The 25815-nt window shown below is 66.5% G+C and carries 21 protein-coding genes; 9 read left to right on the forward strand and 12 right to left on the reverse strand.

All coding sequences use genetic code 11. The annotated features are described in order from the left end of the window. Positions 1-118 precede the first annotated feature (118 nt). Positions 119-2311, forward strand: coding sequence for an ATP-dependent DNA helicase (locus ACWUI7_RS12100; protein WP_496642476.1), 2193 nt, complete (start codon positions 119-121; stop codon positions 2309-2311). Between the two features lie 65 nt (positions 2312-2376). Here ACWUI7_RS12100 and ACWUI7_RS12105 read toward each other — a convergent pair whose 3' ends face one another. Both ACWUI7_RS12105 and ACWUI7_RS12110 read right to left on the reverse strand, forming a co-directional pair. Next, the gene (locus tag ACWUI7_RS12105; protein ID WP_496642477.1) at positions 2377-2736 is read right to left on the reverse strand and encodes a DUF7473 family protein; all 360 of its coding nucleotides are present in this window, start codon (positions 2734-2736) and stop codon (positions 2377-2379) included. Positions 2737-2832: 96 nt separating this feature from the next. Next, positions 2833-3393, reverse strand: coding sequence for a TATA-box-binding protein (locus ACWUI7_RS12110; RefSeq protein ID WP_496642478.1), 561 nt, complete (start codon positions 3391-3393; stop codon positions 2833-2835). A 183-nt stretch (positions 3394-3576) separates the two neighbouring features. Between ACWUI7_RS12110 and ACWUI7_RS12115 the strand changes: the two genes are divergently transcribed. The 3 genes from ACWUI7_RS12115 (at position 3577) to rpiA (ending at position 6621) form a co-directional block, all read left to right on the forward strand. Continuing rightward, entirely contained in the window at positions 3577-4638 is a 1062-nt protein-coding gene (locus ACWUI7_RS12115) for a TIGR01177 family methyltransferase (RefSeq protein WP_496642506.1), read from the forward strand. Positions 4639-4725: 87 nt separating this feature from the next. Next, entirely contained in the window at positions 4726-5853 is a 1128-nt protein-coding gene (locus ACWUI7_RS12120) for an ORC1-type DNA replication protein (protein WP_496642480.1), read from the forward strand. 57 nt (positions 5854-5910) lie between these two features. Continuing rightward, positions 5911-6621, forward strand: coding sequence for a ribose-5-phosphate isomerase RpiA (rpiA, locus tag ACWUI7_RS12125; protein WP_496642481.1), 711 nt, complete (start codon positions 5911-5913; stop codon positions 6619-6621). 92 nt (positions 6622-6713) lie between these two features. Here the strand turns inward: rpiA and ACWUI7_RS12130 are convergent, their stop codons facing one another. Beyond that, positions 6714-6881, reverse strand: coding sequence for a DUF1931 family protein (locus ACWUI7_RS12130; RefSeq protein ID WP_435161961.1), 168 nt, complete (start codon positions 6879-6881; stop codon positions 6714-6716). Between the two features lie 221 nt (positions 6882-7102). On the opposite strand from ACWUI7_RS12130, the gene larB reads away from it, so the two are divergent. Both larB and ACWUI7_RS12140 read left to right on the forward strand, forming a co-directional pair. Next, positions 7103-7939, forward strand: a complete 837-nt coding sequence (gene larB, locus ACWUI7_RS12135; RefSeq protein WP_496642482.1) for a nickel pincer cofactor biosynthesis protein LarB — start codon at positions 7103-7105, stop codon at positions 7937-7939. Then, a complete protein-coding gene (locus ACWUI7_RS12140) occupies positions 7936-8205 on the forward strand; it encodes a GIY-YIG nuclease family protein (protein ID WP_496642483.1) in 270 nt (89 codons plus the stop codon). The genes larB and ACWUI7_RS12140 overlap by 4 nt, the downstream gene beginning before the upstream one ends. Before the next feature lie 41 nt (positions 8206-8246). On the opposite strand, the gene hisG is transcribed toward ACWUI7_RS12140, so the two are convergent. Together hisG and ACWUI7_RS12150 are read right to left on the reverse strand one after the other, a co-directional pair. Then, on the reverse strand, positions 8247-9137 hold the full coding sequence (gene hisG / locus ACWUI7_RS12145) for an ATP phosphoribosyltransferase (RefSeq protein WP_496642484.1): 891 nt from the start codon (positions 9135-9137) through the stop codon (positions 8247-8249). A gap of 294 nt (positions 9138-9431) precedes the next feature. Continuing rightward, positions 9432-9842, reverse strand: coding sequence for a hypothetical protein (locus tag ACWUI7_RS12150; RefSeq protein ID WP_496642485.1), 411 nt, complete (start codon positions 9840-9842; stop codon positions 9432-9434). Between the two features lie 128 nt (positions 9843-9970). On the opposite strand from ACWUI7_RS12150, the gene uvrB reads away from it, so the two are divergent. Next, complete coding sequence (gene uvrB / locus ACWUI7_RS12155; RefSeq protein WP_496642486.1) at positions 9971-12022, forward strand: excinuclease ABC subunit UvrB; 2052 nt, start codon at positions 9971-9973, stop codon at positions 12020-12022. Positions 12023-12110: 88 nt separating this feature from the next. Here the strand turns inward: uvrB and ACWUI7_RS12160 are convergent, their stop codons facing one another. The 3 genes from ACWUI7_RS12160 to ACWUI7_RS12170 all read right to left on the reverse strand — a co-directional run bounded on the left by ACWUI7_RS12160 (position 12111) and on the right by ACWUI7_RS12170 (position 17676). Next, entirely contained in the window at positions 12111-13319 is a 1209-nt protein-coding gene (locus tag ACWUI7_RS12160) for an SPFH domain-containing protein (RefSeq protein ID WP_496642487.1), read from the reverse strand. A gap of 103 nt (positions 13320-13422) precedes the next feature. Further along, positions 13423-15978 carry an efflux RND transporter permease subunit gene (locus tag ACWUI7_RS12165; RefSeq protein WP_496642488.1) on the reverse strand — a complete coding sequence of 852 codons (2556 nt, stop codon included), beginning with the start codon at positions 15976-15978 and terminating at the stop codon, positions 13423-13425. An 81-nt stretch (positions 15979-16059) separates the two neighbouring features. Then, complete coding sequence (locus tag ACWUI7_RS12170; protein ID WP_496642489.1) at positions 16060-17676, reverse strand: COG1361 S-layer family protein; 1617 nt, start codon at positions 17674-17676, stop codon at positions 16060-16062. A gap of 332 nt (positions 17677-18008) precedes the next feature. Between ACWUI7_RS12170 and ACWUI7_RS12175 the strand changes: the two genes are divergently transcribed. Then, positions 18009-19334 carry an O-acetylhomoserine aminocarboxypropyltransferase/cysteine synthase family protein gene (locus ACWUI7_RS12175; RefSeq protein WP_496642490.1) on the forward strand — a complete coding sequence of 442 codons (1326 nt, stop codon included), beginning with the start codon at positions 18009-18011 and terminating at the stop codon, positions 19332-19334. A 16-nt stretch (positions 19335-19350) separates the two neighbouring features. Here ACWUI7_RS12175 and ACWUI7_RS12180 read toward each other — a convergent pair whose 3' ends face one another. The 4 genes from ACWUI7_RS12180 to ligA all read right to left on the reverse strand — a co-directional run bounded on the left by ACWUI7_RS12180 (position 19351) and on the right by ligA (position 24623). Continuing rightward, positions 19351-20532 (reverse strand): PQQ-dependent sugar dehydrogenase, encoded by a 1182-nt coding sequence (locus ACWUI7_RS12180; RefSeq protein WP_496642491.1) that lies wholly within the window; start codon positions 20530-20532, stop codon positions 19351-19353. 124 nt (positions 20533-20656) lie between these two features. Then, positions 20657-21472 carry an ABC transporter permease subunit gene (locus tag ACWUI7_RS12185; protein ID WP_496642492.1) on the reverse strand — a complete coding sequence of 272 codons (816 nt, stop codon included), beginning with the start codon at positions 21470-21472 and terminating at the stop codon, positions 20657-20659. After that, on the reverse strand, positions 21469-22434 hold the full coding sequence (locus tag ACWUI7_RS12190) for an ABC transporter ATP-binding protein (RefSeq protein ID WP_496642493.1): 966 nt from the start codon (positions 22432-22434) through the stop codon (positions 21469-21471). Before ACWUI7_RS12190 ends, ACWUI7_RS12185 begins: the two co-directional genes overlap by 4 nt. A gap of 62 nt (positions 22435-22496) precedes the next feature. Beyond that, positions 22497-24623: an NAD-dependent DNA ligase LigA gene (gene ligA, locus ACWUI7_RS12195; protein ID WP_496642494.1), complete on the reverse strand. Its 2127-nt coding sequence runs from the start codon at positions 24621-24623 to the stop codon at positions 22497-22499. A gap of 117 nt (positions 24624-24740) precedes the next feature. Between ligA and ACWUI7_RS12200 the strand changes: the two genes are divergently transcribed. Beyond that, the gene (locus ACWUI7_RS12200; protein ID WP_496642495.1) at positions 24741-25583 is read left to right on the forward strand and encodes an endonuclease/exonuclease/phosphatase family protein; all 843 of its coding nucleotides are present in this window, start codon (positions 24741-24743) and stop codon (positions 25581-25583) included. The last annotated feature ends 232 nt before the right edge of the window (positions 25584-25815 follow it).

Here is a 25815-nt window from a genome sequence, read left to right on the forward strand (position 1 = left end):
GTTTCGAGAGAGCTTGATAAAAAGCCACTCGGTCGCATTCGACCGCTGAATCGGCCCCGACGACCACATTCACCGCGGCACCCGACGGCTTTTACGCAATGGCGACGAACTCGCCGGCGTGTCAGAGCCGTCACACCTGCGGTTTTTCCCCTATGAAGAGCCGTACCCGAACCAGCGCGAGGCGATGGACCGGGTCGCCAACGCGTTAGAGCGGGGCCAAGACGTGCTATTTGAGGGGGCTCCGGGGACTGGCAAGACGCTCTCAGCACTCGTTCCAGCGTTGGCACACGCCCGCGAACACGACCGCACGGTCGTCATCACCACTAACGTCCACGAACAAATGCGCCAGTTCGTCGAAGACGCTCGTGCGATCACCCGCACCGAGCCGATCCGCGCCGTGGTGTTTAAAGGGAAGTCGTCAATGTGTCATATCGATGTCGGCTACCAAGAATGTCAAACCCTCCGAGACACCACCCGCGAGCTGGTCGAGACGGAGTCAGACGTCCGCGAGTTAGAAGCCCGTGAGCGCGAGCTACTCGCGGCGAGTCGCGAAGGAAACGCCGGCGCTGCCGAAGCCCGCGAGGCGGTCATGGACGAGCTCGAGGACCTCGAGAGCGAGCTCGACGAGTACGAGACGGCGAACGTCTGTGCGCACTACCGGAACAACCTCCTCGAAGACACAAACGACTTTTTCAAGTGGCTCTTCGAGGACGTTCGCACGCCCGAGGACGTGTACGCGTACGCGGACGAGCGAGAGCTCTGCGGATACGAGCTACTCAAAGAGGGTATGGAGGGTGTCGATCTCGTCGTGTGTAACTACCACCACCTGCTCGACCCGACGATCCGCGAGCAGTTCTTCCGGTGGATCGACCGCGATCCTGAAGACATTCTCACCGTCTTCGATGAGGCACACAACGTCGAGGACGCGGCCCGCGACCACGCGACCCGCACGCTCACCGAAACGACCCTCGATGCCGCGATTGAGGAGGTGACAGAGAGCGACGACTCACGCGCCGAACCGGCGGCAAACGTCGTGCGAGCGTTCCGGCACGCGCTCGTCGAGACGTACGACGACGCGCTCGGGTTCGGCGCGCGTGAGGCCATCGGGGAGCGCTGGGAAGACATCGCCGTCGCCAACGACGACCGTCGGGACGACCTCACGCTCGCGTTTCTCCGCCACTACGAAGGGACGGGTATCGACGCTGAGACCGAGCTCGCGGTCCAACTCGGGCAGGCGATCGATGAAGAGTACGAGCGGCGGTATCGTGACGGTGAGACCACAAGCCGCACCGAGTGTCAGCTCCTGCAGGTCGCACGGTTCGTCTCGACGTGGATGGAGGCCGGGACCGAACTTGGGCAACACCCGATCGTGTCCGTCCGGCGCGACGGAACGACAGACGAGGTATACGGCCGCGCCGAGCTGTACACCTGTATTCCCAGCCGCATCACGGCCGAGCTGTTCGAGGAGGTTGCAGCAAGCGTGCTGATGAGCGCGACCCTTCGGCCGTTCGACGTCACCGAAGAGGTGCTCGGGCTCGAAGACGTCGCCTCGCTCGCGTACGAGATGGGGTATCCGGAGGCGAACCGCCGGACGTTCGCGGTCGACACCCCGCCGCTTTTTGCCGCCGAGCGCAGCGACACCGAGACTCAGGAGACGGTCTCAACGCTGTTACGAGACGCAATTCGTTTCACTCCAGGAAACACGCTCGCGTTTTTTCCCTCGTACGCAGAAGCCGAGCGATACTACGAGCGTCTCGGCGGTGGCCGCGACGGGTTGGCCGGAGCCGACCTCGGACCGCTCTATCTCGACGGTTCCGGCGAGGACGAGGCAGCGCTTCGCCGGGCATTTGTCGAGCAGAACGACGCCGCACTGTTCACCTCGCTGTGGGGGACACTTGCTGAGGGAGTGAGCTTCGACGACGACGACGCCAGAACCGTCGTCGTGGTCGGCGTGCCGTATCCACACCTCTCAGACCGGATGGAAGCGGTCCAAGCGGCGTACAGTCGCGCATTCGCCGATCACGATCGTGGGCGTGACCCCGGGTGGGCGTACGCAGTCGAAGTGCCGACGATTCGGAAGACCCGCCAAGCGCTCGGGAGAGTCATCCGCGGACCGTCCGACTACGGGGTGCGGATCCTCGCTGACCGGCGCTACACCGCCACAGACATGGGAAAATACTCCGTGCGCGGGTCGTTTCCGCTCGAAGAGCGCGAAGAGCTGATAGACATCGACCCGGGGAAACTGAAGTTCGCGATGTTGAATTTCTACCGTGACCACGACGCGTACGACGGACCGCCTCCTGACCCGTGAGCGACGTCGCGGGCGGCGAACCGAGCGGCATCGGTCTCCCCGCGGCGCGTCGGTGCGGGCGTGGATCACCCCGGTCGCGTCGAAAGCAGCAGCGCGATACCGGCGAAGACGACGCCGATAAGGACGGTGACGACGGCGTGGATGAGCGTCAACACCGCGACAACCCGTGGCGGCTGCTCGTAGCTCCACCGAAACATGATCGCATCGAGCGCGAGTGCAACGGTGACCGTCACCGCCGCGGGGATCGAGAAGCCGCCGGCGACGACGCTCGTGATCGCTGGCAGTGGGCCGACGTAGAGCGCGCGTCGGGGGTCGACGTCGCCGAGGACGTTCCGGGCGGCGACGTGGGCGGTCACGGAGAGAAACAGCGCGAACGCGACGGTCGTCACCAGCACCGCCGCCGGCGTCACGGGCTGTGCGGACATGAAAACGGCTACGCGGTCAAAAGACAAAGTACCGACGGGATCGGTTGGCGGTAGTGGGGAATATCCGTGGTTCACCGCACGGGCCGCTCGGGGAGCTCACTCAAGCAGGCCGAGGTCGGTGAGCTTTGTTGTGATCACGTCGACGGCGTCCGCGGCGTCTTGGGTGTCGGTGCCGCCGGTGACGACGAGTTTTCCGCTACCGAATAACAGCGCGACGACGTCCGGCTCGTCGATCCGATAGACCAGCCCGGGGAACTGCTCGGGCTCGTACTCGATGTGCTCTAATCCGAGTCCGATAGCGATAGCATTGAGGTTGAGGTCCGCGCCGAGGTCCGCGGACGTGACGATGTTCTGGACGGTGACTTCGGGGTCGTCGTCGATCGGGATGCGGAGCGCGCGCAGCTTCTCGAAGACGAGGTCGAGACTCTCGTGGACGGCAGCTGTCGAGTTGGCGCCGGTACAGACGATCTTGCCGGATCGGAAAATGAGCGCCGCGGACTTCGGTTCCGTGGTTCGGTAGACTAAACCAGGGAACTGTTCGGGGTCGTAGTCGGCACCCTCGAGGTCCATCGCAACGCTCTGGAGGTCGAGCTCCTGTCCGATCCCGGTAGAGGCGACGACGTTCTCGACGGTGATCGTGTCCTTCGGGTCGGCCATTCCGGCGTATCTACAGGGGTGGGTAAGTTAAAAAAGTCGGTCACTGGTCGCCGTCGGCGCTCCGGGATCACCCGCACAGGTGCCACGGAGACGCGGCTCGACCAGCTCAAGCGCACGCGACCCGACCAGTTTGAACGCACGCAATCCGTCACGCTCATCCGGTGGGCGCGCCGACTCTCGGAGGTGTACTGGCTCGAACTGGCCGGCGAGGCGGACGCGTTCGCAGCCGCGGAGGCGGCGACGGCCGCCGCGGGAGTCCGCGTCCTAGCCCCCGGCGTCGCGAGTGCCAGTAGCATCGGTTCGACCGTAGACGCGCTGGCGTACACCCGCCGAGTCTGTACGGCGATCGGGCGAACCGACGCGGACGTCGATGCCGCAGTCGCGGCTCTCGAGGCTGCCCCACTGTCCCGGACTGGCACCGTCGCCGTGCGGGCGCGAAACGTCCGAAACTCGACAACAGTCTCGACGACGGCCGCAGAGCGAGCGCTTGGCCGAGCGCTCGTCGAGCGTGGGTTCGACGTCGATCTCGAGGCGCCTGACCACGTACTGCGCGCGTTGTTCGCCGCCGGCCCACGTGTCGAACACGACTCGGTCGACGGGGCCGACGGGGGGAAGACCTCGCTGTGTACACTCGGCTGGGTCACCCACGAACCGTCGCGCGCGTTCGCCCCGGCTCCGACGGACCGCCCGTTCTTTCAGCCCGGAAGCATGGCGCCTGTTGACGCACGGGCGTACGTGAACCTCGCTGGGGCCGCCCCCGGACGGACGGTACTTGACCCGATGTGTGGAACCGGTGGCCTCCCGATCGAAGCCGGCCTCGTCGGAGCGGACATCGTTGCATGTGACGCTCAAAAAAAGATGGTCGCCGGCACGCGCGAGAATCTTCGGGCATGCCTCAACGACGCGAGCGCTCGAACGACAGCCGCGCGACAAGTGGGGTCAACACCAACGTGGCACGTCCTCCGCGGCGACGCGACTGCGCTCCCAGTCGACGACGACGTCGTGGACGGGGTCGTCTTCGACGCGCCGTACGGTCGGCAGTCGAAAATCGCCCGTCACGAGTTGGCCGGCCTCGTCGCTGGCGCCCTCGAAGAGAGCGCCAGGGTCGCCACACGCGCCGTCGTAGTCGCCGACCGCGACTGGCGTGGGCTCGCGCGCGGTGCGGGGTGGGTCATCGAGGCGAGCTTCGACCGGCGCGTCCACCGCTCGTTGACGCGTCGTGTGCTCGTCTTGCGACGCGCGTGATCACCCGTGTCGGCGACGAATAAGCCGGGTCCGGGGTCGGCCGCACCGCGGGCAATCGTTAAGTGAGCGGCGCGAGGTTGGTTCATCATGGTCGGGGACGGCGGTGACGACATGCTCTCGTGGGACGAGTCAGTGTTCCGCGAGGAGACCGTCTTCGAGATCGACCACGTTCCGGAGACGTTCCGCCACCGTGAGAGCCAACTCGAGAGCCTGAAATACGCGCTCCGCCCGGCCGTTCGCGGCTCGCGACCGCTGAACACGGTCGTGCGCGGCCCGCCAGGAACGGGCAAGACGACCGCGATCCAGAAGCTCTTCGGCGAGCTCGCCGCCCGGACCGAGGTACGGACCGTGCGGGTCAACTGTCAGGTGGACTCGACGCGGTACGCCGTCTTCTCCCGGCTCTTCGAGGGGATATTCGAGTACGAACCGCCCTCCTCCGGGATTTCGTTCAAGAAGCTGTTCAGCCAGATCACCGACCGTCTCGTCGAGGAGGACGAGGTCCTCGTCGTCGCACTCGACGACGTGAACTATCTGTTTTATGAAAACGAGGCGTCAGACACCCTGTACTCGCTGTTGCGAGCTCACGAGGCGCACGCAGGTGCGAAGATCGGCGTAATCGTCGTCTCCTCTGACCTCGGGCTCAACGTCGTCGACGACCTCGACGGCCGCGTGCAGTCGGTGTTCCGCCCCGAAGAGGTGTACTTCCCGGTGTACGACACCCCAGAAATCGTCGACATCCTGCGTGAACGGGCGAGGCGCGGCTTCCACGACGACGTCGTCGGCGAGGAGGCGCTAGAGCGGGTCGCCGCGTTGACCGCCGAAAGCGGCGACCTTCGGGTAGGCATCGACCTGCTTCGACGGGCAGGACTCAACGCCGAGATGCGCGCCTCGAAGGCGATCGCACTCGAGGACGTCGAAGCGGCCTACGACAAGTCGAAACACGTCCACCTCTCGCGGTCGCTCCGCGGTCTCTCGGACTCAGAGCGGGCGCTCGTTCGAGTACTCGCCGAACACGACGGTGAACGGGCCGGGACCGTCTACGACGCCTTCCATGCGGAGACCGACCTTGGATACACCCGCTACTCGGAGATCGTCAACAAACTCGATCAGCTCGGCGTGATCGACGCCGAGTACGCAGACGTCGAGGGACGGGGGCGCTCGCGGGCGCTCTCGCTGGCGTACGACGCGGACGCGGTGCTCGACCGGCTAGAGTGAGCGTGCCGAGCGGCTTTACGCCGACGCCTTTTCAATCGCGCCACACACAGAGGGGGCATGAAATCGAGCGGCGGCAGCGAGGCGATGAAGCGACGGGCCGGCGAGTCGGCCGCCAGGGCGGTCACAGACGGCGACGTGGTGGGGCTTGGAACCGGGTCGACGGCAGCACACGCGATCCGATCGCTCGGCGAGCGTGTCGCCAACGGCCTCTCGATTACCGGCGTGGCAACCTCGTTTGCGAGTCGTGAGCTCGCGCTCGACGCGGGGATCCCGCTGGTCGACCTCGCGGCGGTCACCGAGCCCAGTGGCGACGGGATCGACGTCGCCATCGACGGCGCCGACTGTGTCGCCGGCGACGACCTGATCAAGGGGGGTGGCGCCGCTCACGCACGCGAAAAGCTCGTCGACGTGGCCGCAGATCGGTTCCTCGTCGTCGCGGACGTGACGAAGTGTACCGACGTCCTCACACACCCGGTCCCCATCGAAGTGCTCGCGAGCGGCCGCGGTGTCGTCGCCGAGGCGGTCGCGGCTGCGGGCGGCAACGCGACACTGCGGCGAGCCGAGCGAAAGGACGGACCGGTCGTCACCGACAACGGCAACCTCGTGCTCGACTGTGACTTCGGCCCGATCGCGGAGCCGGCGGCGCTCGCGCGGACGCTCGCGGAAACGCCCGGCGTCGTCGAACACGGGTTGTTCGTCGGACTCGCAGACGAGCTCCACGTCGGAACCGAAACCGGCGTCGACGTCACGAAGCCAGGGCGAGAATGACCGAGCGACCTGCGGCCGATGGCGGCGCAAGCGACTGTCATAGCCGCAACGCTCAGCGGTGGAAATAGAATAAAACGACAGGGTAGAGCGCCTTACAGGTCGCGGGGCTGGACCGTCTTCCGGTCGTTAGCCTCGGCGCGGCGAGCGGCGTCCTCGAGTAGCTCGGTCACTTCGTCGTCCAGCGCATCGTAGAAGTCCGACGCGACGTTTTTGTCCTCTAGCGCTTCCTTGACTGCCGCTTTGACAATGAGGTCTGCCATGCAGTTTCGACTACCCGGCCATAGTTAATAAGCGTTCCTGAATTCTGCCGCGAGGGGCCCCGTGCCGGCAGATCACGGGAGGGGGTGTGGCACGAAGCGTTGCGTGGACCGGTCGGTGGGGTAGACCGTGTCGCCCATTGGGGCAGCGTAGTGCGAGAATTGGGACGCGTACTCCGAGCCGAATCGACGGCTACGAGGCCGTGCACCACGAAGAACCGGCCATGCACACACCAGGCGGCACCGACGAGGAGGGGACCGAACGCGAGGCGACCGGGACGGACGGAACGCCAGCCCGGGAGACGCTCGAAGCCCTCGCGGCGGGGGACATTGGCGTCACAGAAGCAGAGTCACGACTTACAGGGTACGCGACGACGGCTGCAGGGCGGTTCGACGCCGATCGTGACCGGCGGCGCGGGATTCCAGAAGCGGTGCTCGCCGAGGGGAAGCGCCCGGTCGAGGCCGCATCGCTTGCGAAAACGGCACTCGAGACTACTGGTCGGGCGATCGTGACTCGGGCGACCATCGAGCACGCGGCGGCGATCCGCGAGACCGTCAACGCTGATGCTCCCGACGCGACCGTCGAACACGACGAGGTGACGCGGACCGTCGTGGTCCACGCCGCGGAATACGAGCCACCGTCGCTCAACGCGCAGATTGCGGTGGTGGCTGCTGGAACGGTCGACGCTCCGGTGGCCGGCGAGGCCGCGGTGGTCGCCCGCGAAGTCGGTGCCGCCGTGGATCAGATACGCGACGTCGGTGTGGCAAATCTCGACCGGCTGCTCGACCAGCTCGGGCGAATTCGCGAGTCCGACGTCGTCATCGTCGCTGCCGGCCGAGAAGGGGCGTTACCGACGGTGGTCGCCGGGCTCGTCGCTGCACCCGTAATCGCGGTGCCCGTAGCCTCGGGGTACGGCGAAGGGGGTGACGGCTCCGCGGCGCTCGCCGGCGCGCTCCAGTCGTGTACCGTCCTCACGACGGTGAACGTCGGGGCCGGGTTCGTCGCCGGCGCACAGGCGGGACTGATCGCTCGGGCGATCGTGGGTGAGGACGAGTCGTGAGCGACCACCACGTGTACGTGATCGAGTGTGCCGACGGGAGCCTCTACACCGGGTACACGACCGACGTGGAGCGACGGGTGGCCGAACACGACGCGGGCGAGGGCGCGAAGTACACCCGCGGGCGCACGCCGGTGACGCTGCGACACGTCGAGTCGTTCGACTCGCGCTCTGTGGCACTCTCACGAGAACACGCGATCAAGTCGTTGTCACGCGCCGAAAAAGAGCGGCTAGTCGGGGACCACGACGGAGACGGCACCAGCGACTGACCACAGTGCTGGTTCTTGGGGGCGGACACTCCCCGAGCCGCTCACTCGACGAGGCGTTCGATCTCCGTGACGAGGATTCCGCTGGCACCGACCGTCTTCAGCTCGGCTATCGTCGCGAAGACGTCGTCGGCCTCAACGACGGCGTGGACCGCGACCATCCCATTGCCGTGTTCGTCGGCCTCGACATCCATCACGGTCGGGCCGCCGAGACCGGGGATTACGGCTCGTACCTCCTCAAGACGTGCTTTCGGCGCGTTCATCATGAGGTACCGCCGTCCGTCTGCCGCGAGCACCGACTCGAAGGCAGTTCGAACCTGCTCGACTTTCGGGTCGGTCGTGACGTCCGGGTGAGCGAACAGCCGAACCGACGAGTCGAGGACCTCGTCGACGACCGCGAGCCGGTTCACTTGGAGGGTCGTCCCCGTCGAGGTGATGTCGACGATGGCGTCGGCCATATCGACGTGCGGCGTCAGCTCCGTCGCACCGGTGACCGTAACAACGTCGGCGTCGACGCCGACTCGGTCCAAGTAGTTGCGCGTGACAGTCGGGAACTCGGTGGCGATAGTCGCACCCGCGAGATCAGCTGGGGTCGTCACCGCGTCGCCCTCGGGGGCCGCAAGCACCAGTCGGCAGGAGCCGTACTCAAGATCGAGCAGGTCGACGAGATCGTCCTCGCCCGCTGTGGCCGCCGTGGGAGCGACCCCGCCGGACTCTGCGGCTTGGTCGAGGCCGGTGACACCGAGGTCAGCCGCCCCGTCGCGGACGTACTCTGGGATATCGGCCGCCCGCGCGAAGAGGATTGTTACATCGGGGTCGACCGTGTCGGCGTACAGCTGGCGGTCGGCGGTTTCCTCGACGTGAAGCCCTGCACGCTCGAGTAGTGAGACAGTCGGGTCGTGCAGGCGGCCCTTGTTGGGGACGGCGATGCGCATACGCGACGACTCGCGGGGACAGGGGGAAACGTTTTCGTCCGGGGAGCGGCGGCAGGGAGTCATCTCCGTCGCGGTGGCGCGTGCCTCCGAACGCCCGCAGGGCGTGAGGAGCACGCGCGAGGGAGTCGCGAACGAAGTGAGCGACGAGGCTGGGGAGGTGTGAGGTGCTGTGCGGTTGCGGGGCGGGACTCAAAGGGGCAGCCGCGAGGCGGCCAGACGCTCGCTGCGCTCCTCGGTGCTTACGTCGCCTCTGGCCGCCTCGCGGCTGGGGCTTTGGAGATGTCCGCCGCCGATCTACGGTCGATCATTTATGACCGAGTCGCCGGTCGGGTGGAATTTTCTTTCGACCACCCAGTACGCGACGGGGAGACAACTGGCGAACGCGACCGGCCAGACGGTCAACTGTGAGGCCGGATCGGGCGGCGAGACGAGGCTCCCGACGACCAGACCCACGAGGCCGGCGGCGACGACGATAGCGGTGGCTCGCTCCCACCGTGACGGCGGGTACCGGCGGGAGCGCTCGGGGCGCCACCACAGCAGGTAGTAGGCCAGTACGATCCCCAAGACCGGAGCGAGCACGCCCCAGAGTCCCGGATGGTCGCTTCCGCGGGCGTGTGCGTCGAAATTGACCCACGCGCCGACCGCGACCCAGACGAACAGGACGAGGGCCGCGCCGAACGCGACGGCCGGTGTGAGGAGGGACACGGATCTGCGTTCAGCCCGATCGGTAATCGGTCTTCCCCCACATGGAAACGTCCGCTTGGGACCGTTTTCGTCGCCGCCAGCCACGTAGCCGCGCCCCTCAAGTGCCTCGCCGCCCAACGACGCGTATCGTGAGCGACGCCGACTCTCCCCTCTCTGAAGACCGCCCGACCGCCGACCGCTCGCTTCGGGTCGACGCGCCGTTCGAGCCGGCCGGCGACCAGCCGGCGGCGATCGACGAACTCGTCACGGGATTCGAGTCGGGCGTCGACGAGCAAACCTTGCTTGGCGTCACCGGCTCCGGGAAGACCAACACCGTCTCGTGGGTCGCTGAAGCACTCGACCGGCCGACGCTCGTCCTCGCCCACAACAAGACGCTCGCCGCCCAACTCTACGAGGAGTTTCGGGGGCTGTTCCCAGACAACGCCGTCGAGTACTTCGTCTCGTACTACGACTACTACCAGCCGGAGGCATACGTCGAACAGACGGACACGTTCATCGACAAGGAGATGTCGATTAACGAAGAAATTGACCGACTGCGGCACTCTGCGACCCGCTCGCTTCTCACCCGTGATGATGTGATCGTCGTCGCTTCCGTCTCTGCGATCTACGGGCTCGGCGACCCGGGGAACTACAGAGAGATGGCCCTAGAGCTCGCGGTCGGCGACCAAGTGGGCCGCGAGACGCTGCTCGCACGGCTCGTCGACCTGAACTACGAGCGTAACGACGTCGACTTCACCCAGGGAACCTTCCGTGTCCGAGGGGACACCGTCGAGATCTACCCGATGTACGGCCGGTACGCGGTGCGCGTCGAGCTGTGGGGCGATGAGATCGACCGGATGCGGAAGGTCGACCCGATGAAAGGCGAGGTTGTAACCGAGGAGCCAGCGGTCATGCTCCACCCCGCAGAACACTACTCGATCCCTGATGAGCAGCTGGAGCAAGCAATAGCGGAGATCGAGACGCTGATGGACGAACGCGTGCGGTACTTCGAGCGACAAGGTGACCTCGTCGCCGCCCAGCGGATAGAAGAGCGCACCACCTTTGACGTCGAGATGCTGCGCGAGGCGGGGTACTGCTCGGGGATCGAGAACTACTCCGTCCACATGGACGACCGCGACCCGGGCGACGCACCGTACACGCTGCTCGATTACTTCCCCGACGAATTTCTCACCGTGATCGACGAGTCACACCAGACGCTCCCGCAGATCCGCGGGCAGTTCGCCGGCGATAAGTCCCGGAAAGACTCACTCGTCGAGAACGGCTTCCGGCTGCCGACCGCCTACGACAACCGCCCACTCACCTTCGAAGAGTTCGAAGCGAAGACTGACCGGACGCTGTACGTCTCGGCGACGCCCGGCGACTACGAGCGCGAGCAGTCGGCGAACGTCGTCGAACAGATCGTCCGGCCGACACACCTCGTCGACCCGAAAGTCCAAATAACCGAGGCGACCGGCCAAGTCGAAGACCTCCTCGATCGTGTCGACGAGCGAATCAACCGCGACGAGCGTGTCCTCGTCACCACGCTCACGAAGCGAATGGCAGAGGACCTGACCGAGTACTTCGAGGAGGCCGGCGTAAACGTCGCGTACATGCACGACGAGACCGACACCTTAGAACGCCACGAGATCATCCGCGACCTCCGGCTCGGGACCATCGACGTGCTCGTCGGGATCAACCTCCTTCGGGAGGGGCTCGACATCCCGGAGGTGAGCCTCGTCGCGATCCTCGATGCCGACCAAGAGGGATTCCTCCGCTCGACGACGACGCTCGTCCAGACGATGGGGCGGGCCGCCCGCAACGTCAACGGCGAGGTCGTGTTGTACGCCGATCGAATGACCGACTCGATGCAGGCGGCGATCGATGAGACCCAGCGGCGGCGTGAGATCCAGCTCGAGTACAACAACGAGCACGGCTACGAGGCGACGACGATCGACAAGCCGGTCAGCGAAGCGAACCTGCCGGGCTCGAAGACCGACACCTCGTCGGTGCGCGTCGACGACGTCGAGAGCGAAGCCGAGGCGAGTGCACAGATCGAGACGCTCGAAGACCGGATGAACGAAGCCGCGAGCAACCTCGAGTTCGAGCTCGCCGCAGACATCCGCGACCGGATTCGGGAGCTCCGTCAGGCGTTCGAGCTCGATGCGGACGACGGCGTCCCCGCGCCCATCGGTGAGGAGTGAAAGCAGAGATAGCGAGCGATCGCTGGAGCTCCAACGTGGGTTCTATTCGACCACAACCGCGTCGTGTCGAGGGAGTCGCAGCCGCTGCTCACCGACCAGGGCGCTCGCTCTCCGTTTCCAACTCCACGTCGCGGTCCGCCTCGCGCTCGAGTTCGTCGCCGTCGGCATCGGGGACGGCCGCGTCTGTGACGGCCGCCTCGTCGTCGCCGACCGTCTCGAGCTCCTCAAGCATCTCGTCGATGTCGTCGAGGCCGAGCATGGCGCGGGTGTCGTCGTCGAACTCGAGGCCCTCGAGCCCCTCCATCTGTTGGGCGTCCGAGCCGGAGAGGCCCTTTCCGTAGCGACCAACCAGACTCGTGAGCTCTTGTGGCACGATGAACGTAGTCGAGTCGCCCTGGCCAATCTCGGCGAGCGTCTCCATCCCCCGCTCGATGATTGCCCGCTCACCCATCGACTCGGCCGAGCGTGCGCGCAACACCGTCGAGATGGCGTCTCCTTGTGCTTCGAGGATCTGGCTTTGTTTTTCACCCTGTGCGCGGATGATGTTGGATTGTTTGTCACCTTCCGCTTGTTCGACCGCCGAGCGTCGTTCACCCTGCGCCTCGAGAATCATCGCGCGACGGCGTCGCTCTGCGGACGTCTGTTGTTCCATCGCGCGCTTGACATCGGTAGAGGGGCTCACCTCGCGCACCTCGACGCCTTCGACGCGGATCCCCCACTCATCGGTCGGTTCGTCGAGCTCCTCGTTGATCCGGTCGTTGATCTGCTCGCGTCGCGAGAGCGTATCGTCAAGCTCCATGTCGCCGAGGACAGCCCGGAGCGTCGTCTGTGCGAGATTCGAGGTCGCTTTCTTGTAGTCATCGACCTCGAGGAAGGCACGCGTTGCGTCCATCACCTTGATGTAGACGACCGCATCGGCAGTCACCGGCGAGTTGTCCCGGGTTATCGCCTCCTGCCGCGGCACGTCAAGCGTCTGTGTCCGCATGTCAAATGCGTACGTCCGCGAGACGAACGGCGGGATCAGGTGGACGCCCGGTGACAACAGCTTTCGGTACTCGCCGAAGACGGTGAGCGCCTCCTGCTCATAGGCGTCGACGACCTCGACCGCGCTGGCGACGGTGACGAGTGCGAGGAGGATCGCGAGCACGCCGACGCCGAAGACGAGGCTCTGACGCAACACGGCGACGCCGATGACGACGGCGGCGGCGACCGCCGTGTACTGCCAGACGCTGTCGGGGACCGCCCCAAGCAGCGCGGAGAGCGTCAGCGGTTCGCCCGGAGACCCGTTCGTTCCCATATGTACTGGTGGGAGTCGACGCTGTTAACACTTCGCACGAAACGTGTGCATGAGGATCAAAAAACGCGTCGGGTGGTCTTGAGACGACCGTCGTCGGGTCGGCTCAGGCGGTCGCGTACGTGTTCGTCCGAGTCGCCAACACCAGCGCGGCCGCCGGGAGGAACACGAACGCGGTCACAAGCGCGAACGTCATCGCGAGCGCGACCGCAATGCCGAAGTTCGCGAGCACCGGGAACTGTGAGATCCCGAGCGCACCGAACCCGAACAGCGTGGTCGCACCAGAGCCGATGACCGGACGCGATTTTCGCACCATCGCCTCGCGCATCGCCTCGGTCGGCGTCGACCCATGCGTGAACAGCTCCTCTTTGAACCGCTCGTGGACGTGGATCCCATAGGTGATCCCGGCACCGAGCGCGATTGAGCCGGTCGCGACGGTGAGTGGATTCCACGGGATCCCGAAGGTGTACATCGCCATCGAGATCAACATCACCGCGCTGATCGCGACGCTGACGACGAGCAACACGGACTCGCGCAGCGATCGGAGCGCTAACGCGAGGAAGATCGTCGCCATCCCGAAGCTCAGTATCGTCATCGGATCGCGCCCAGAGGTCACGTTCTCGATGACGTTCCGGTTGACAACCGGCTTGCCGGTCACCGCCGTCCGCTCGGTCGAGAGGTGCTTATCAGCTATCGCCTCGGTGTCGTCGATCAGGTGCCTGACCTCCTCGCCTTCGATGTCGGCGACGAAGAGCTGGATGATGAACCGGTCCGGCGTCTCCTCGCGACTCCCGATCGGCATGAACTCGGAGGCGGCTTGCTGTTCAGCGAGCTCGATCACGCGTGCCCGACTCTCCGGGATCTCCCCGCCGTTCGTCATCTCGACGGCGGTCACCGGGCTCATCGCCGCGTTCACGTCCGGATGGTCCTCGATTTCGGTCTCGAACGCCGAGGCGCGCTCGAACGTCGTCGGCGAATAGGCGTCTTTCCCCTCGACGACGAGGTACATCACGCTCGGGCTCTCTGCTGTGTCCTCGAGGCTCTCGAGGTCGTCGCGTTGTTCGATGTCCGGCCAGTAGTCGAGCATCTCCTGGGTGGTCGGCACGTCGTGATAGACGGCCGCCCCGCCGCCAATAGCTCCGACCATCAACAAGAGCACTAAGAGCGGCGCGGCAGCAATACCGCCCGAGAGCGCGCCGATAAAGCGCTCGAAGGCGGGTTCGTCGCTGCCGACGATGTCCCCAGACGCCTCGTCCGAACCGGCTCGGTCACCACCACTGGCCGAGGGTTCGGGGGCCGGTCTGTCACCGCCGCCGCCGTCTGCTGACGGTGGGTCAAGCGGCTCGCGCTCGTCCGGTGATGTGTCGTCGGTCGGATCGTTGCCGTCGGTCGGATCGTCGCCGTCGGTCGGCTCACCACCGTCGGTGGCTGCGGCCGGCGTGTCAGCGGACGGGTCAGCGGAACCGGCCACCAACTCGTACTCGTCGTCGTCGAAGTGGACCAACAACGCGATAAGCAGGGTGAGTGACAACCCGGTCGCCGCGATCACGCCGAAGGCGGCGGTTGCTCCCAATTGGCGCGTCGGGGGCACAGCAGAGACCAACAGCGCGCCGAGGCCAATGGACGTCGTCGCCATCGCCAGAAGCAGCGTGTTGCCGGTGGTGCGGGCGGCCGCGCCCGCGGCGTCAACCGGCTCGCGCCCCTTTTCGCGCTCTTCGATGTAGCGCGTGTGTAACTGGAGGCTGAAGTCGATTCCCAACCCCAACGCGATGGGCAACACCCCGAGCATGATCGCGTTGAAGTTGAACCCGACGATGCCCATCATCCCGAGCATGTACACGAGCGAGACCATCGCGGTCCCGACCGGTAAGAACACCTTCCACGTGCGGTAGAGCCGGCCACGCATCACGAGGAAGACGACCGTGAAGATGATCGCGAACGCGACGGCGAACAACTGGATCATCTCCGGAAGCATCAGGCCGAAGGCGGCATTCTCGAAGACGGGCGCGCCGGTGACCGTGACGTCGACGTTCGGCGGCACGCGGACGTGGTCGGTCGCATCGGCGACCTCGCCCGTGACGTAGCCCGCTGCGGTTCCCGGAAGGAAGCCGAAGTACTGGTCTTCGGAGTCTGGAACGTCGACTTCGCCGTAGGTCGCGACGATAAGCGCGGTCTCACGGTCAGGGTTGACGTTGCTGACGAGCGCTGCAGCGCTTGGGTCCATCGCCTCAACGCGGCGGATCGACGCGCGCACCTCGCGTTCGGTAGACGGGATCTCACCGCCGTTGCCTTGGCGAACGACGTCCGCAAGGCTGGTGACGCTAGTGAACTCGTCGCTCGCCGCGTATCGCCTGTCGAGCCGATCAATCGTCCGGATCGTCTCCGGGTCGTAGAGATGGTCGGTCTCGACCATCACGAAGACGTTGTTACCGAGGTCGAACACGTCCTCGCCTTTGACTTCCTGCCAGTCCTGGTTCGTCTGGGAGCTATCGTCGATGTACAGCTCCATCCCCAGGCTCATCTGGACCGACGCGCCCGCGATGACGAGCGAGACGAGCACGAGGGCGGCCACAACGGCGAAGACGGTACGGCGATTCTCGGCAGAGAACCGGCCGACCTGCTCGAGACGGTCGCGGAGTGGGTGGGTTTCGTCGTCAGTCATGGGTCAGCTGTGGTGGGGTGGGTGGGCTGTGGGTACTGTTCGGTGTACCGCGCGGTGACAGCGCTGGATGTCGTCACGGGCTTACGCGTTCCACGGGAAGCCATCGCCGCGGCGCCGGACGTAGACGGTCGCGCCGACGCCGACGAGCCCGAGGCCGATGAACGGGAGCACAGAGAGGATGCCGCCACCGCTCCCGTCCTGGACGCGAATCGGGAGCTGGTAGGCCTCAGACAGCATCGACTTGCCGCGTTCGTCCTCGTACGCGAAGTCGATGCTCGCCGCGTACGTCTTGGGGTTGGCGTCCGCGGTCGTCGTGAGTTCGAACGTCATCGTTGCCGACTCACCCGGCTCGAGCGACGCGATGTATCCGTCGTCGTCATCGCTGTCGAGGGGATCACTCGTGCCGAGACTCGACTCAATATCGGTGAGCGTCTGGTTACGGTTGTTCGTGACCTCGACTTCGATCAGCCGAGTGGTGTCGACTCCGATGGTCGGGTCGGTGATGGTGACGCTAAAGTCGTCCCGCCGCGGCGCGATCGGCGTCACAAGCGAGACGTCCTCGTCGTGGCGCTGCTCGTCGGCGTCGGTCCGGTACTGCACGCGCATGTCGAGTGACTTCTGGACGGCCTCAGCGTCGGCGTTCACCGCGACCGGGAGCCGGACGGTCGACGACTCGCCCGCCTCGAGCGTCCCTGCAGAGACGGACCCTTCGAGTGGCCGCAGCGTCGGGTATTCGCGAGCGAAGTCGAGTGCGACGTCGTTCGCGGTCCACGGACCGTCGTTCGTGACACGGACCAGTACCTCGCCTTCCGTGTCGACGCGGAGGCTACTCTCGACTAACTCGAGTGCGAAGTCCTGCTCTGCGGCCGGCTCGATGCCGACGGAGAGGTCGGTGTCACGCCCGTTGATGCCCTGCGGATCGGTGAATCGTATCGAACCGTCGATCTCGTACTGGCGAACCGGTGCATCGGGCTTGATAACTGCCTCGTAGGTGACGTTGGTAGTCTCATCGGGAGCTAGCCGGTCGATACGGGCGACGTCGCTTTCTTGGCCATCGAAGGCGAGCATCGAACTCTGAGAGGTGAGCGACACCGCGAGGTTACGCGCGGTCTCACCGCCGGTGTTCTCGACGGTCACCGCAAACGGCCCGGACTCACCAACCTGGAGTTGGCTGTCGTCCGCCGTGGTCAGCTGGAACTGAGGCGCATCGTCGATCTCGACGTCGACGGTGTCGGTCACGGTGTACGTCCGCTCGTTCTCGCCGGTATCAGAACGACGGAACGAGGTGTACGAGTACGTCATCTCGACGTCAACCTCGTACGTGCCGGGTGCGGCGTCTTCGGGGATGTCGACGGCGAACGGAACCGATCGCGGCTCGTTTTCGGTGATCGAGCCGACGGAGTGTTCAGCAGTCTCGACGGTCAACGGCGCGTCACCCGCGTCGAGTTCGACGACGACGTTTCGTGCGGTCGTGACCCGGGCACGTTCGGGCGGCGAGTCGTATCGCGTGTTCGCGTCGTTCGCGATCTGAATCGTCAGCGTCGACGCGCTGCCTGGCGTGAGCGTCGGGTCGGGCGCGTACGCCTCGAGGTCCGGGTCGCCGCCGCTCGCCGACTGGGCTCCTGCGACGCCGAGCGTCGCTGCGACCCCTGCGGTGAGGAGAAGCGCGACCATCGCGAGCGTCGCTACGGTTCGCATCGTTCGTCCCTGCAGGGTCTCCGCCGGGTCTGGTGAGCGTGAGTTCGCATCCATAGTATATCGTTCCGTACACAATACTACGGTCGCGTTCAGATATAGTTGTTGATCCACTCTACGAACGAAAGCGCTAGCAAACGCGATGTGTGTCGGTTTCGGTACCAACTCGAGAGTGTGACCGGATGTTTGGTCGTGGTTAGATCGATCACAACAGAGCACGCATGGACCCGTCACAACTGGGCGTAGAGTCGCGGTTCGATACCGGATGATCCGAGCTACCGGCAGTTCCTGTACGGGTCGGTTCGGTTTACCCGGTGGCGACCGGAACAGTGGGTATGCCAACAGACGACAATTCGACCGGGCCAGCCGACGATTCGACCGGGCAGTCGTTCCGCACACGAAGCGTCCACGCCGGAACGGACCCCGACCCGACCACCGGCGCACGGGCGACACCCATCTATCAGACGACCGCCTACGAGTTCGAGGACGCCGACCACGCCGCCCGGCTGTTCGCCCTCGAGGAGGCAGGAAACGTCTACTCGCGGATCATGAACCCAACCAACGCGGCGCTCGAGGCGCGGCTCGCCTCGCTCGAAGGTGGCGTCGCCGCAGTCGCTACCGCCTCGGGAATGTCGTCGCTCGACCTCGCGACGTTCCTACTTGCGTCCGCCGGCGACAACATCGTCAGCTCCTCGGCGCTGTACGGCGGCACCTACACCTACTTCACTCACTCCGTCGAGCGCCGTGGGGTCACCACACGGTTCGTCGACACGCTCGACTACGAGGGATACGCCGACGCCATCGACGAGCACACCGCGTACGTCCACCTCGAGACGATCGGGAACCCTGCGCTCGTCACCCCCGACATCGAGCGCATCGCCGACATCGCCCACGACCACGGGGTGCCGCTCTTCGTCGACAACACGTTCGCGACGCCCGCGCTCTGTCGGCCGTTAGAACACGGTGCCGACCTCGTCTGGGAGTCGACCACGAAGTGGCTCACCGGCAACGGCACCACGGTCGGCGGCGTACTCGTCGACGGCGGGTCGTTCCCGTGGGGTGAGTACCCCGAGAAGTTCCCCGAGATCGCGACGGACAACCCCGCTTACCACGGCGTAAACTTCGTCGAGGCATTCGGTGACGCGGCGTTCGCGTACGCGGCCATCACCCGCGGCCTGCGCGACCTCGGCAACCAACAGGCCCCGTTCGACGCGTGGAACACGCTCCAACAGGTCGAGTCGCTCCCGCTGCGGATGGAGCGCCACTGTGAGAACGCCGGGATCGTCGCGGAGTACCTCGCTGACCACGACGACGTTGCCTGGGTGACGTACCCCGGTCTCGAAGACCACGAGACGCACGCGGAAGCCACCGAGTACCTCGAGGGGGGCTACGGCGGGATGATCGCGTTCGGGCTCGAGGCCGGCTACGAGGCCGCGAAGGCGGCCGTCGAGAACGCCGACCTCGCCTCGCTCGTCGCGAACGTCGGGGACGCGAAGACGCTCGTCATCCACCCAGCCTCGACGACACACCAGCAGCTGACCGACACCGAGCGCGAGGCCGCCGGTGTCACCGGCGACATGATTCGACTCTCTGTCGGGATCGAAGACCCCGCCGACATCGTCGCCGACCTCGAGGCGGCGATCGAGGCGGCGACCGCGTGATCACGACCGGCGTCCCTCACGCCGGTGTGATCCGGAGGACCGGGGCGTCACCGGCGTCGACCGCGGCGTAGAGGAACCCCGTCTCGGGCTCCTCGGCGACGGTCCGAATGCGCTGGTCGCGGTCGGTGAGGAGCCGCTCGACGCCCGTCACTCTCTCCCCGTCGAGCGATAGGTGAGCGATCGACCGCGAGGCGAGCCCGCCGACGAAGAGGTCACCGCGCCACTCTGGAAACGCCTCGCCGGCATAGATTGTCATCCCGCCTGGAGGGAACCCACCGCTGCCGCACGGCCAGGAGTGAATCGGCGCGACGACGTCCGAGCGGTCCTCGTGGGCGACCCCGATCGGATCACCCTCACCGTACGTGCAGCCGTCGTCGGCGACCGGCCACCCGTAGTTCGCGCCCGCCTCGAGCAGGTTGATCTCGTCGCCGTCCTGCTCGCCGTACTCGCTTTCGAAGAGCGCCCCGGTCTCCGGATGGACGGTGAGTCCCTGCGGATTGCGGTGGCCGTAGCTGTAGATCGCATCGCTGGCAGCCGGCTCGTCGACGAACGGATTGTCGTCGGGAATCGACCCATCGGCTTCGAGTCGGAGGACCACACCAAGCTCGGAGTCAAGCCGCTGGGCGACGTGGTCCGGGCCGAAATTCTTGAACTGTCTGTCTCCGACGGTTACGTACAGCCGGTCGTCGTCGTCGAACGCGAGCCGCGAGCCGTAGTGGCCCGTCGAGTCGACGAACGGTCTCGCGGCGTGGAGCACCTCGAACGCTTCGAGGCGGGCGGCCTCACGGTCGAGTCGGGCGCGCCCGACGTGGGTCGTCGTCGCCCCGGCGTCGTTCGCGGCCGCGTACGTGAGGTAGACGAGGTCGGTCTGGGCGAACGCCGGGCCGAGCGCGACGTCGAGGAGCCCGCCCTGCCCGCGGGCGTCGACGGTCGGGACCCCGTCGACTGGCTGGACCGCGCCGGTCGACCGGTCGAGCAGCGACAACCCGCCCGGGCGCTCAGTTACGAGCGCTCCGTCGTCCGGGAAGAACGCGAGCCTCCATGGGTGTGTGAACCCCTCAGCGACGGGCTCGACGCGCAGTCCGGCGGCCGCGTCGGTCGACGGGTCGGTCGCATCACGAGTGGACCGGCCCGCACAGCCCGCGAGCACTCCGGTCCCAGCGAGTCCAGCAGCCGTGAGGAATCGGCGTCGGTGCATGACTGAGCGTCCGCGCGGCAAGCGTATCAACGGTCCGGCTAGACAGCAGTGGGAGCGTCCGGACGGCAGGCGTATCGACGGTGCGGCCGGACGGCACCGGGAGCGGCCGGGCGGCAAGCCCAGATCACAGGTCAGCGCGGTCGAACACCCACAGGCCAGCGAGCGGCGGCGCGAGCGCCCAGAAGACGAGCATCGACACCGCAGACACCTGTCTGTCGACCGCGTCGCCGGCGAAGAGTTGGTCGGCGAGGAACCCATTCGCCAGCACCTCGACGCCCGTCGTCGGGTTGGCGACGTCGAGGAAGGCCCGGACCGACGTGACAGTGACCGGCAACGTCTCGATCGGTCCCTGAAACGCGCCGAGCACGCGCCCGGTGAAAAAGCCCCAGAGGAGTACGAAGGCGACGTAGATCCCGATGCCGGCGATGAGCGCGCGCTGGCGGGTCGCGAGCGCGGCCGAACAACCGACGGCGATGGAGACAAAGACGGCGCCGAGCACCGCCGCAAAGACGGTGTACCCGAGGAACGACCCGGCGTTGAACGGCACCGGCGTCACAACGAGCACCGTCGCCGGCAGGAGAAAGCCTGCGAACACCGCGAGTGTGAGTGCGGCGCTCCGGCCGAGCACCTTCCCGAAGACGACGTCGGCCCGCGAGTGCGGCAGCGAGAGCAGCAGCTTCAGCGACCCGGACTCGCGCTCGCCGCTCACCGCGTTGTAGCCGACGACGACGCCGACGAGCGGCACGAGTCCGGTGACGAGAACCGGGCCAACGAACGTGCTCAACAGCAGCTCCGTGGCGAACTGGTCGGCCGCTCCCTGCGGTCGCACGACGTACGCGAACAGCGCCACGAGCAGCGAGAAGAGCCCGATCAGTGCAACCATCCCGCGTGACCGGACGGTGTCGTGGAAGTCCTTGCGTGCGACTGCCTGGAGACTCATTTGCTCACCTCCGGCGTTCCGGCCGTCGTGGCAGACGCGTCGGGGTCGGACCCGGGCGTCTCACCCTCGGTGTACGCCAAAAAGAGGTCCTCGAGTGAGGCCTCACGTGTGTGGAAGTCCTCGACGCGCGCGCCGGCCGCCTCAACCGCGTCGATGACGGCGGTCTTCTGTGCGGGCGCACAGCTCACCGTGAGCGTCGCGTCGGCCGCACTCACGTGTGAGACCCCCTCGACCTCACGGACGGCTCCCTGCACCGCGTCGGTCACCGCGTCGACGGTGACCTCGAGCGTCGCCTCGTTGCCGACCGTCTCGCGAAGCCCCTCGATCGAGTCCTCGGCGACGAGCTCGCCGGCACGGAGGATGCCGACGCGGTCACAGACGGCTTCGACCTGCCCCAGCACGTGCGAGGAGAAGAAGACAGTCGCCCCGCGTTCGGCCTCCGCGGTTACGATCTCGCGCATGCGCACGACGCCCGCCGGGTCGAGACCCGCGGAGGGCTCGTCGAGAATAAGGAGGTCTGGTTCACCGACGAGCGCCATCGCCAGTGCGAGCCGCTGGCGCATCCCTTTCGAGTAGTCGCCGGCGGCACGGTCGGCTGCGTCCACCAGGCCGACCCGCTCGAGAACGGCGTCGACGTCTGCGTCGACAACCTTCGAGTCGGCCGCGAACTGGACGTGCCGTCGACCCGAAAGCCGGTCGTATACCGAGAAGCCGTCGGGGAGGACACCGGTGTCCCGGCGGATAGCCACGCTTTCCGTGGCGGGGTCACGGCCGAGGACGCGCACCGTCCCCGCGGTCGGCCGGACCAGATCGAGGACGACGTCGATGGTAGTCGACTTGCCTGCGCCGTTCGGGCCGAGAAAGCCGTACACCTCGCCCGTCTCGACAGTGAGATCGAGGTCGCGAACGGCCGTGACGCCGGGGAACTCCTTGCGCACGCCGCGCAGCTCGATGGCGGTCATACCCCTGACTTCCGCGGCTTCCAATAAAGGGTTGTGGCTCGCCCGACGGTGACGTCACCGGCTCACTCCGTCGGCGGCCACGTGATATTGTGGTCGGCAAGTAACTCGGCGAACGCCTCCTCGTCGAGTACGGGGACGGACTCGGCATCGGCGTCCTGTCGTTTCGACCGACCCGGATTCTCCCCGGCGACGAGGTAGTCTGTGTTGCCGGAGACACTCGAGGTCGCGTTCGCACCGTGCGCTTCGACCAGCGACTGCGCCTCGTTCCGCGTCGTCGACAGCGACCCGGTAAAGACGAACGTCAGCCCGTCGAGTGCGTCGCCACCCTCGGTCTCGACCGGCTGCGGCTCCACCCCGCGCTCGCGCAGCCGGTCGATCACCGAGCGATTCTCCTCGGCGTCGAGGAACGACCGGATCGACGCCGCGACAGTCGGCCCAACGTCGTCGACGGCCTGTAGCGTCTCCTCGTCGGCCGCGAGAAGACTGTCGAGGTCGCCGAACGCGCGGGCGAGCGCGTCGGCCGTGGTCGGTCCGACTTCGGGGATGCCGAGGCCAGCGAGGAATCGGTCGAGCGGCGGCGCTCGGCTCTCCTCGAGTGAGTCGATCAGGTTCTGCGCGCTGGTCTCACCCCACCCGTCGAGTGCGGCGAGGTCCGCGACGGAAAGCTCGTACAGGTCCGGGAGCGACTCGACGAGTCCCTCCGCACGAAGCGTCTCGACCCGTTCGGAGCCGAGTCCCTCGATGTCGAGTGCATCGCGGCGGGCCCAGTGTTCGACCGCCCGCTCCAGTTGGGCGGGACAGCCGAGCCCACCAGAACAAAACGCGAGCGGCCCCTCGCGCTCAACCGGCGCTCCACAGACCGGACACGTCTCGGGGAAGTCGTAGCTCCCGTCGTTGCGGTGGTCGACAACCTCTGGGACGTACGGGATCACGTCGCCCGCACGGTAGACGCGGACGCGGTCACCAACGTCGACGCCGAGCGCCTCGATCTCGGCCGGATTGTGCAGCGAGACGCGTGAGACCGTGACGCCGCCGACGGCGACCGGATCGAGCTCGGCGACGGGGGTGAGCCGACCCGTGCGCCCGACCTGGACGGTGATGGCCTCGACGGTCGTCGTCTCGGTGCGCGGCGGGAATTTGTACGCGAACGCCCAGCGTGGAGCCCGCGCGGTGGCGCCGAGTGCTGCACAGGCCGCTCGGTCGTTCAGTTTGATCACGACGCCGTCGATGCCGTAGGAGAGATCGTCACGGTCTGCGAGCGTTCGGTCACGGTAGTCGATCGCGTCGGCAATGTCGTCGACGAGCTCGACCCGGTCGGTCCGCGGCAGGCCGAATCGGTCGAACGCCGCGAGCTGGTCCCAGTTGGTGTCGGGGCGGTCGGGGCCGTCGGCGTCGGCGTCCCACGCGAGCACGTCGAAGAAGAACGCGTCGAGCGGGCGCTCTGCGACGACCGATGGGTCGAGCTGGCGGAGGGTTCCAGCCGCAGCGTTTCGGGGGTTCGCAAACGGTTCCTCGCCGCGTTCACGACGGGTTCGATTGTACGCCTCGAACGCTTCCTGGGGCATATACACCTCGCCGCGGACGACGAACTGCGCCGGTGGATCTCCTCTGAGCTGGCCGGGGATCGCTCGGATCGTCCGCACCTGTTCTGTGACGTCGTCACCCACCTCGCCGTCGCCGCGGGTCGCCGCGCGGACGTACTCGCCGCCTTCGTACACCACCTCGATCGAGAGCCCATCGAACTTCGGCTCACAGACGTACTGGCGGTCGTCGGGGTCGAAGCCGGCGTCGGCCAGCCCGTCACGGACCCGCTCGTCGAACGCCCGAACCGCGTCGGCGTCCTTCGCGCTATCGATAGAGCGCATCGGCGCGACGTGTTCGACCGAAACCAGCTCGTCGACTGGGGTGCCCCCAACTTGGCGGGTGGGCGAGCGCTCCGTCGGCACGTCGAAGGCGTCTTCGAGCTCGCGGAGGCGGTCGAAGAGCCGGTCGTACGCCTCGTCGCTCACCAGCGGGTCTGCTTCGACGTAGTATCGGGTGTCGTGTTCGCGGATCGCCGCCCGGAGCTGTCTCGCCTGCCACGTTGCGTCCGTCTCTGACAACGAATCGGTGGGATCGAACGACGGGAGTGGCTCCTCGACGTAGGGGTTGTGCTCCGGATCGGCGTGCCGCGTCGACGAGCGCGTCATCGACTTCGAGTAGGGCGCGCAGGCGATTAAAATCGTCCGACGTGCGGCCATCGACGGGCGGCTCCCAGCGTCCGACGTGTCGTGTGGTTTAATTCGGCTGCGCGTGAGGTACCGGCAATGAGCCGGGTTCGGGTGCTGAGCTACAACGTCCGCTACGACAATCGACACGACGTCCACGACGCCTGGCACGAGCGGCGTGACGGGGTGACCGACGTGGTCCGGTTCCATCGGCCGGATATCGTGGCGTTCCAAGAGGTGTTACCGAACCAGCGGCGTGACCTCCGCGAGCGCCTCTCGGCGTACACCCTCGTCGGTCGGGGCAGAGAGCCGGGCGACGAGGGAGAGAGCTGTCCGATCGGTGTCCGAACGGACCGGTGGGCGGTGGTCGACCACGGGACGTTCTGGCTCTCGCCGACGCCGGACGAGCCGTCGACCGGATGGGGTGCGGCCCATCCGCGAATCGCCACCTGGGCACGGATTCGACCGGCGGGCGGAGACACGGCAGACGCCGGTGTGTCGTTGTTCGTCGCCAACACGCACTTCGACCACGTCAGTTCGCGCGCCCGAGTCGAGTCGGCTCGACTGCTTGGCGACCACGTGCCGTCGATCGCCGCCGAGACGCCCGACGAGCGAGCGGACGCGGGTGACACAGAAGAGACGTCACCGATCGTCCTCGTCGGCGATCTCAACTGTACGCCCGGGTCGGAGCCACACACGGTCCTTACCGACGGAGCGGTGCGAGACGCAGCCGCCGACGCGACGGTTCGCCACGGCCCGCGGACAAGCCTCACCGATTACGCCGGGCTGATCGAGAACCGCCGGATCGACCACGTGCTCGTCTCACCGGGCGTCGAGGTCGAGGCGTTTGGAACGCTCGCCGACCGTGACGACCGCGGGCGATACCCGTCCGACCACCTGCCGGTACTCGCCCGGGTGCGACTGGAACCGACCGACGACTGAGAGTCGGGACCAACGAGCCTACCGCGAACCCGAGTGGCCTGCACCTGGACCGGCAGAATACCCGTGAACCGCGCCAACGGGCCGTTGATCGACACAGTAGACCATTTCTCGGGAGCGGTGAAAATCGACAGATTGCGCCGTGGTACCGGGCGACATGCTTATCCGTGTGAGTCCCTCTGAAACGACTAGCCTCGGTTGCGGGCCGAGACGAGGACGGCGGCCTGTTGGTGCC

The organism is Halorubrum orientale (genome assembly GCF_059623105.1).

Bases quoted from the DNA above. Each gene is read 5' to 3' on its own strand.
- ACWUI7_RS12105 (WP_496642477.1), bottom strand. From the start codon at position 2,736: ATGTCCGCACAGCCCGTGACGCCGGCGGCGGTGCTGGTGACGACCGTC.
- ACWUI7_RS12110 (WP_496642478.1), bottom strand. From the start codon at position 3,393: ATGGCCGACCCGAAGGACACGATCACCGTCGAGAACGTCGTCGCCTCT.
- ACWUI7_RS12120 (WP_496642480.1), top strand. From the start codon at position 4,726: ATGGTCGGGGACGGCGGTGACGACATGCTCTCGTGGGACGAGTCAGTG.
- rpiA (WP_496642481.1), top strand. From the start codon at position 5,911: ATGAAATCGAGCGGCGGCAGCGAGGCGATGAAGCGACGGGCCGGCGAG.
- ACWUI7_RS12130 (WP_435161961.1), bottom strand. From the start codon at position 6,881: ATGGCAGACCTCATTGTCAAAGCGGCAGTCAAGGAAGCGCTAGAGGAC.
- larB (WP_496642482.1), top strand. From the start codon at position 7,103: ATGCACACACCAGGCGGCACCGACGAGGAGGGGACCGAACGCGAGGCG.
- hisG (WP_496642484.1), bottom strand. From the start codon at position 9,137: ATGCGCATCGCCGTCCCCAACAAGGGCCGCCTGCACGACCCGACTGTC.
- ACWUI7_RS12160 (WP_496642487.1), bottom strand. From the start codon at position 13,319: ATGGGAACGAACGGGTCTCCGGGCGAACCGCTGACGCTCTCCGCGCTG.
- ACWUI7_RS12165 (WP_496642488.1), bottom strand. From the start codon at position 15,978: ATGACTGACGACGAAACCCACCCACTCCGCGACCGTCTCGAGCAGGTC.
- ACWUI7_RS12170 (WP_496642489.1), bottom strand. From the start codon at position 17,676: ATGCGAACCGTAGCGACGCTCGCGATGGTCGCGCTTCTCCTCACCGCA.
- ACWUI7_RS12175 (WP_496642490.1), top strand. From the start codon at position 18,009: ATGCCAACAGACGACAATTCGACCGGGCCAGCCGACGATTCGACCGGG.
- ACWUI7_RS12180 (WP_496642491.1), bottom strand. From the start codon at position 20,532: ATGCACCGACGCCGATTCCTCACGGCTGCTGGACTCGCTGGGACCGGA.
- ACWUI7_RS12185 (WP_496642492.1), bottom strand. From the start codon at position 21,472: ATGAGTCTCCAGGCAGTCGCACGCAAGGACTTCCACGACACCGTCCGG.
- ACWUI7_RS12190 (WP_496642493.1), bottom strand. From the start codon at position 22,434: ATGACCGCCATCGAGCTGCGCGGCGTGCGCAAGGAGTTCCCCGGCGTC.
- ligA (WP_496642494.1), bottom strand. From the start codon at position 24,623: ATGACGCGCTCGTCGACGCGGCACGCCGATCCGGAGCACAACCCCTAC.
- ACWUI7_RS12200 (WP_496642495.1), top strand. From the start codon at position 24,741: ATGAGCCGGGTTCGGGTGCTGAGCTACAACGTCCGCTACGACAATCGA.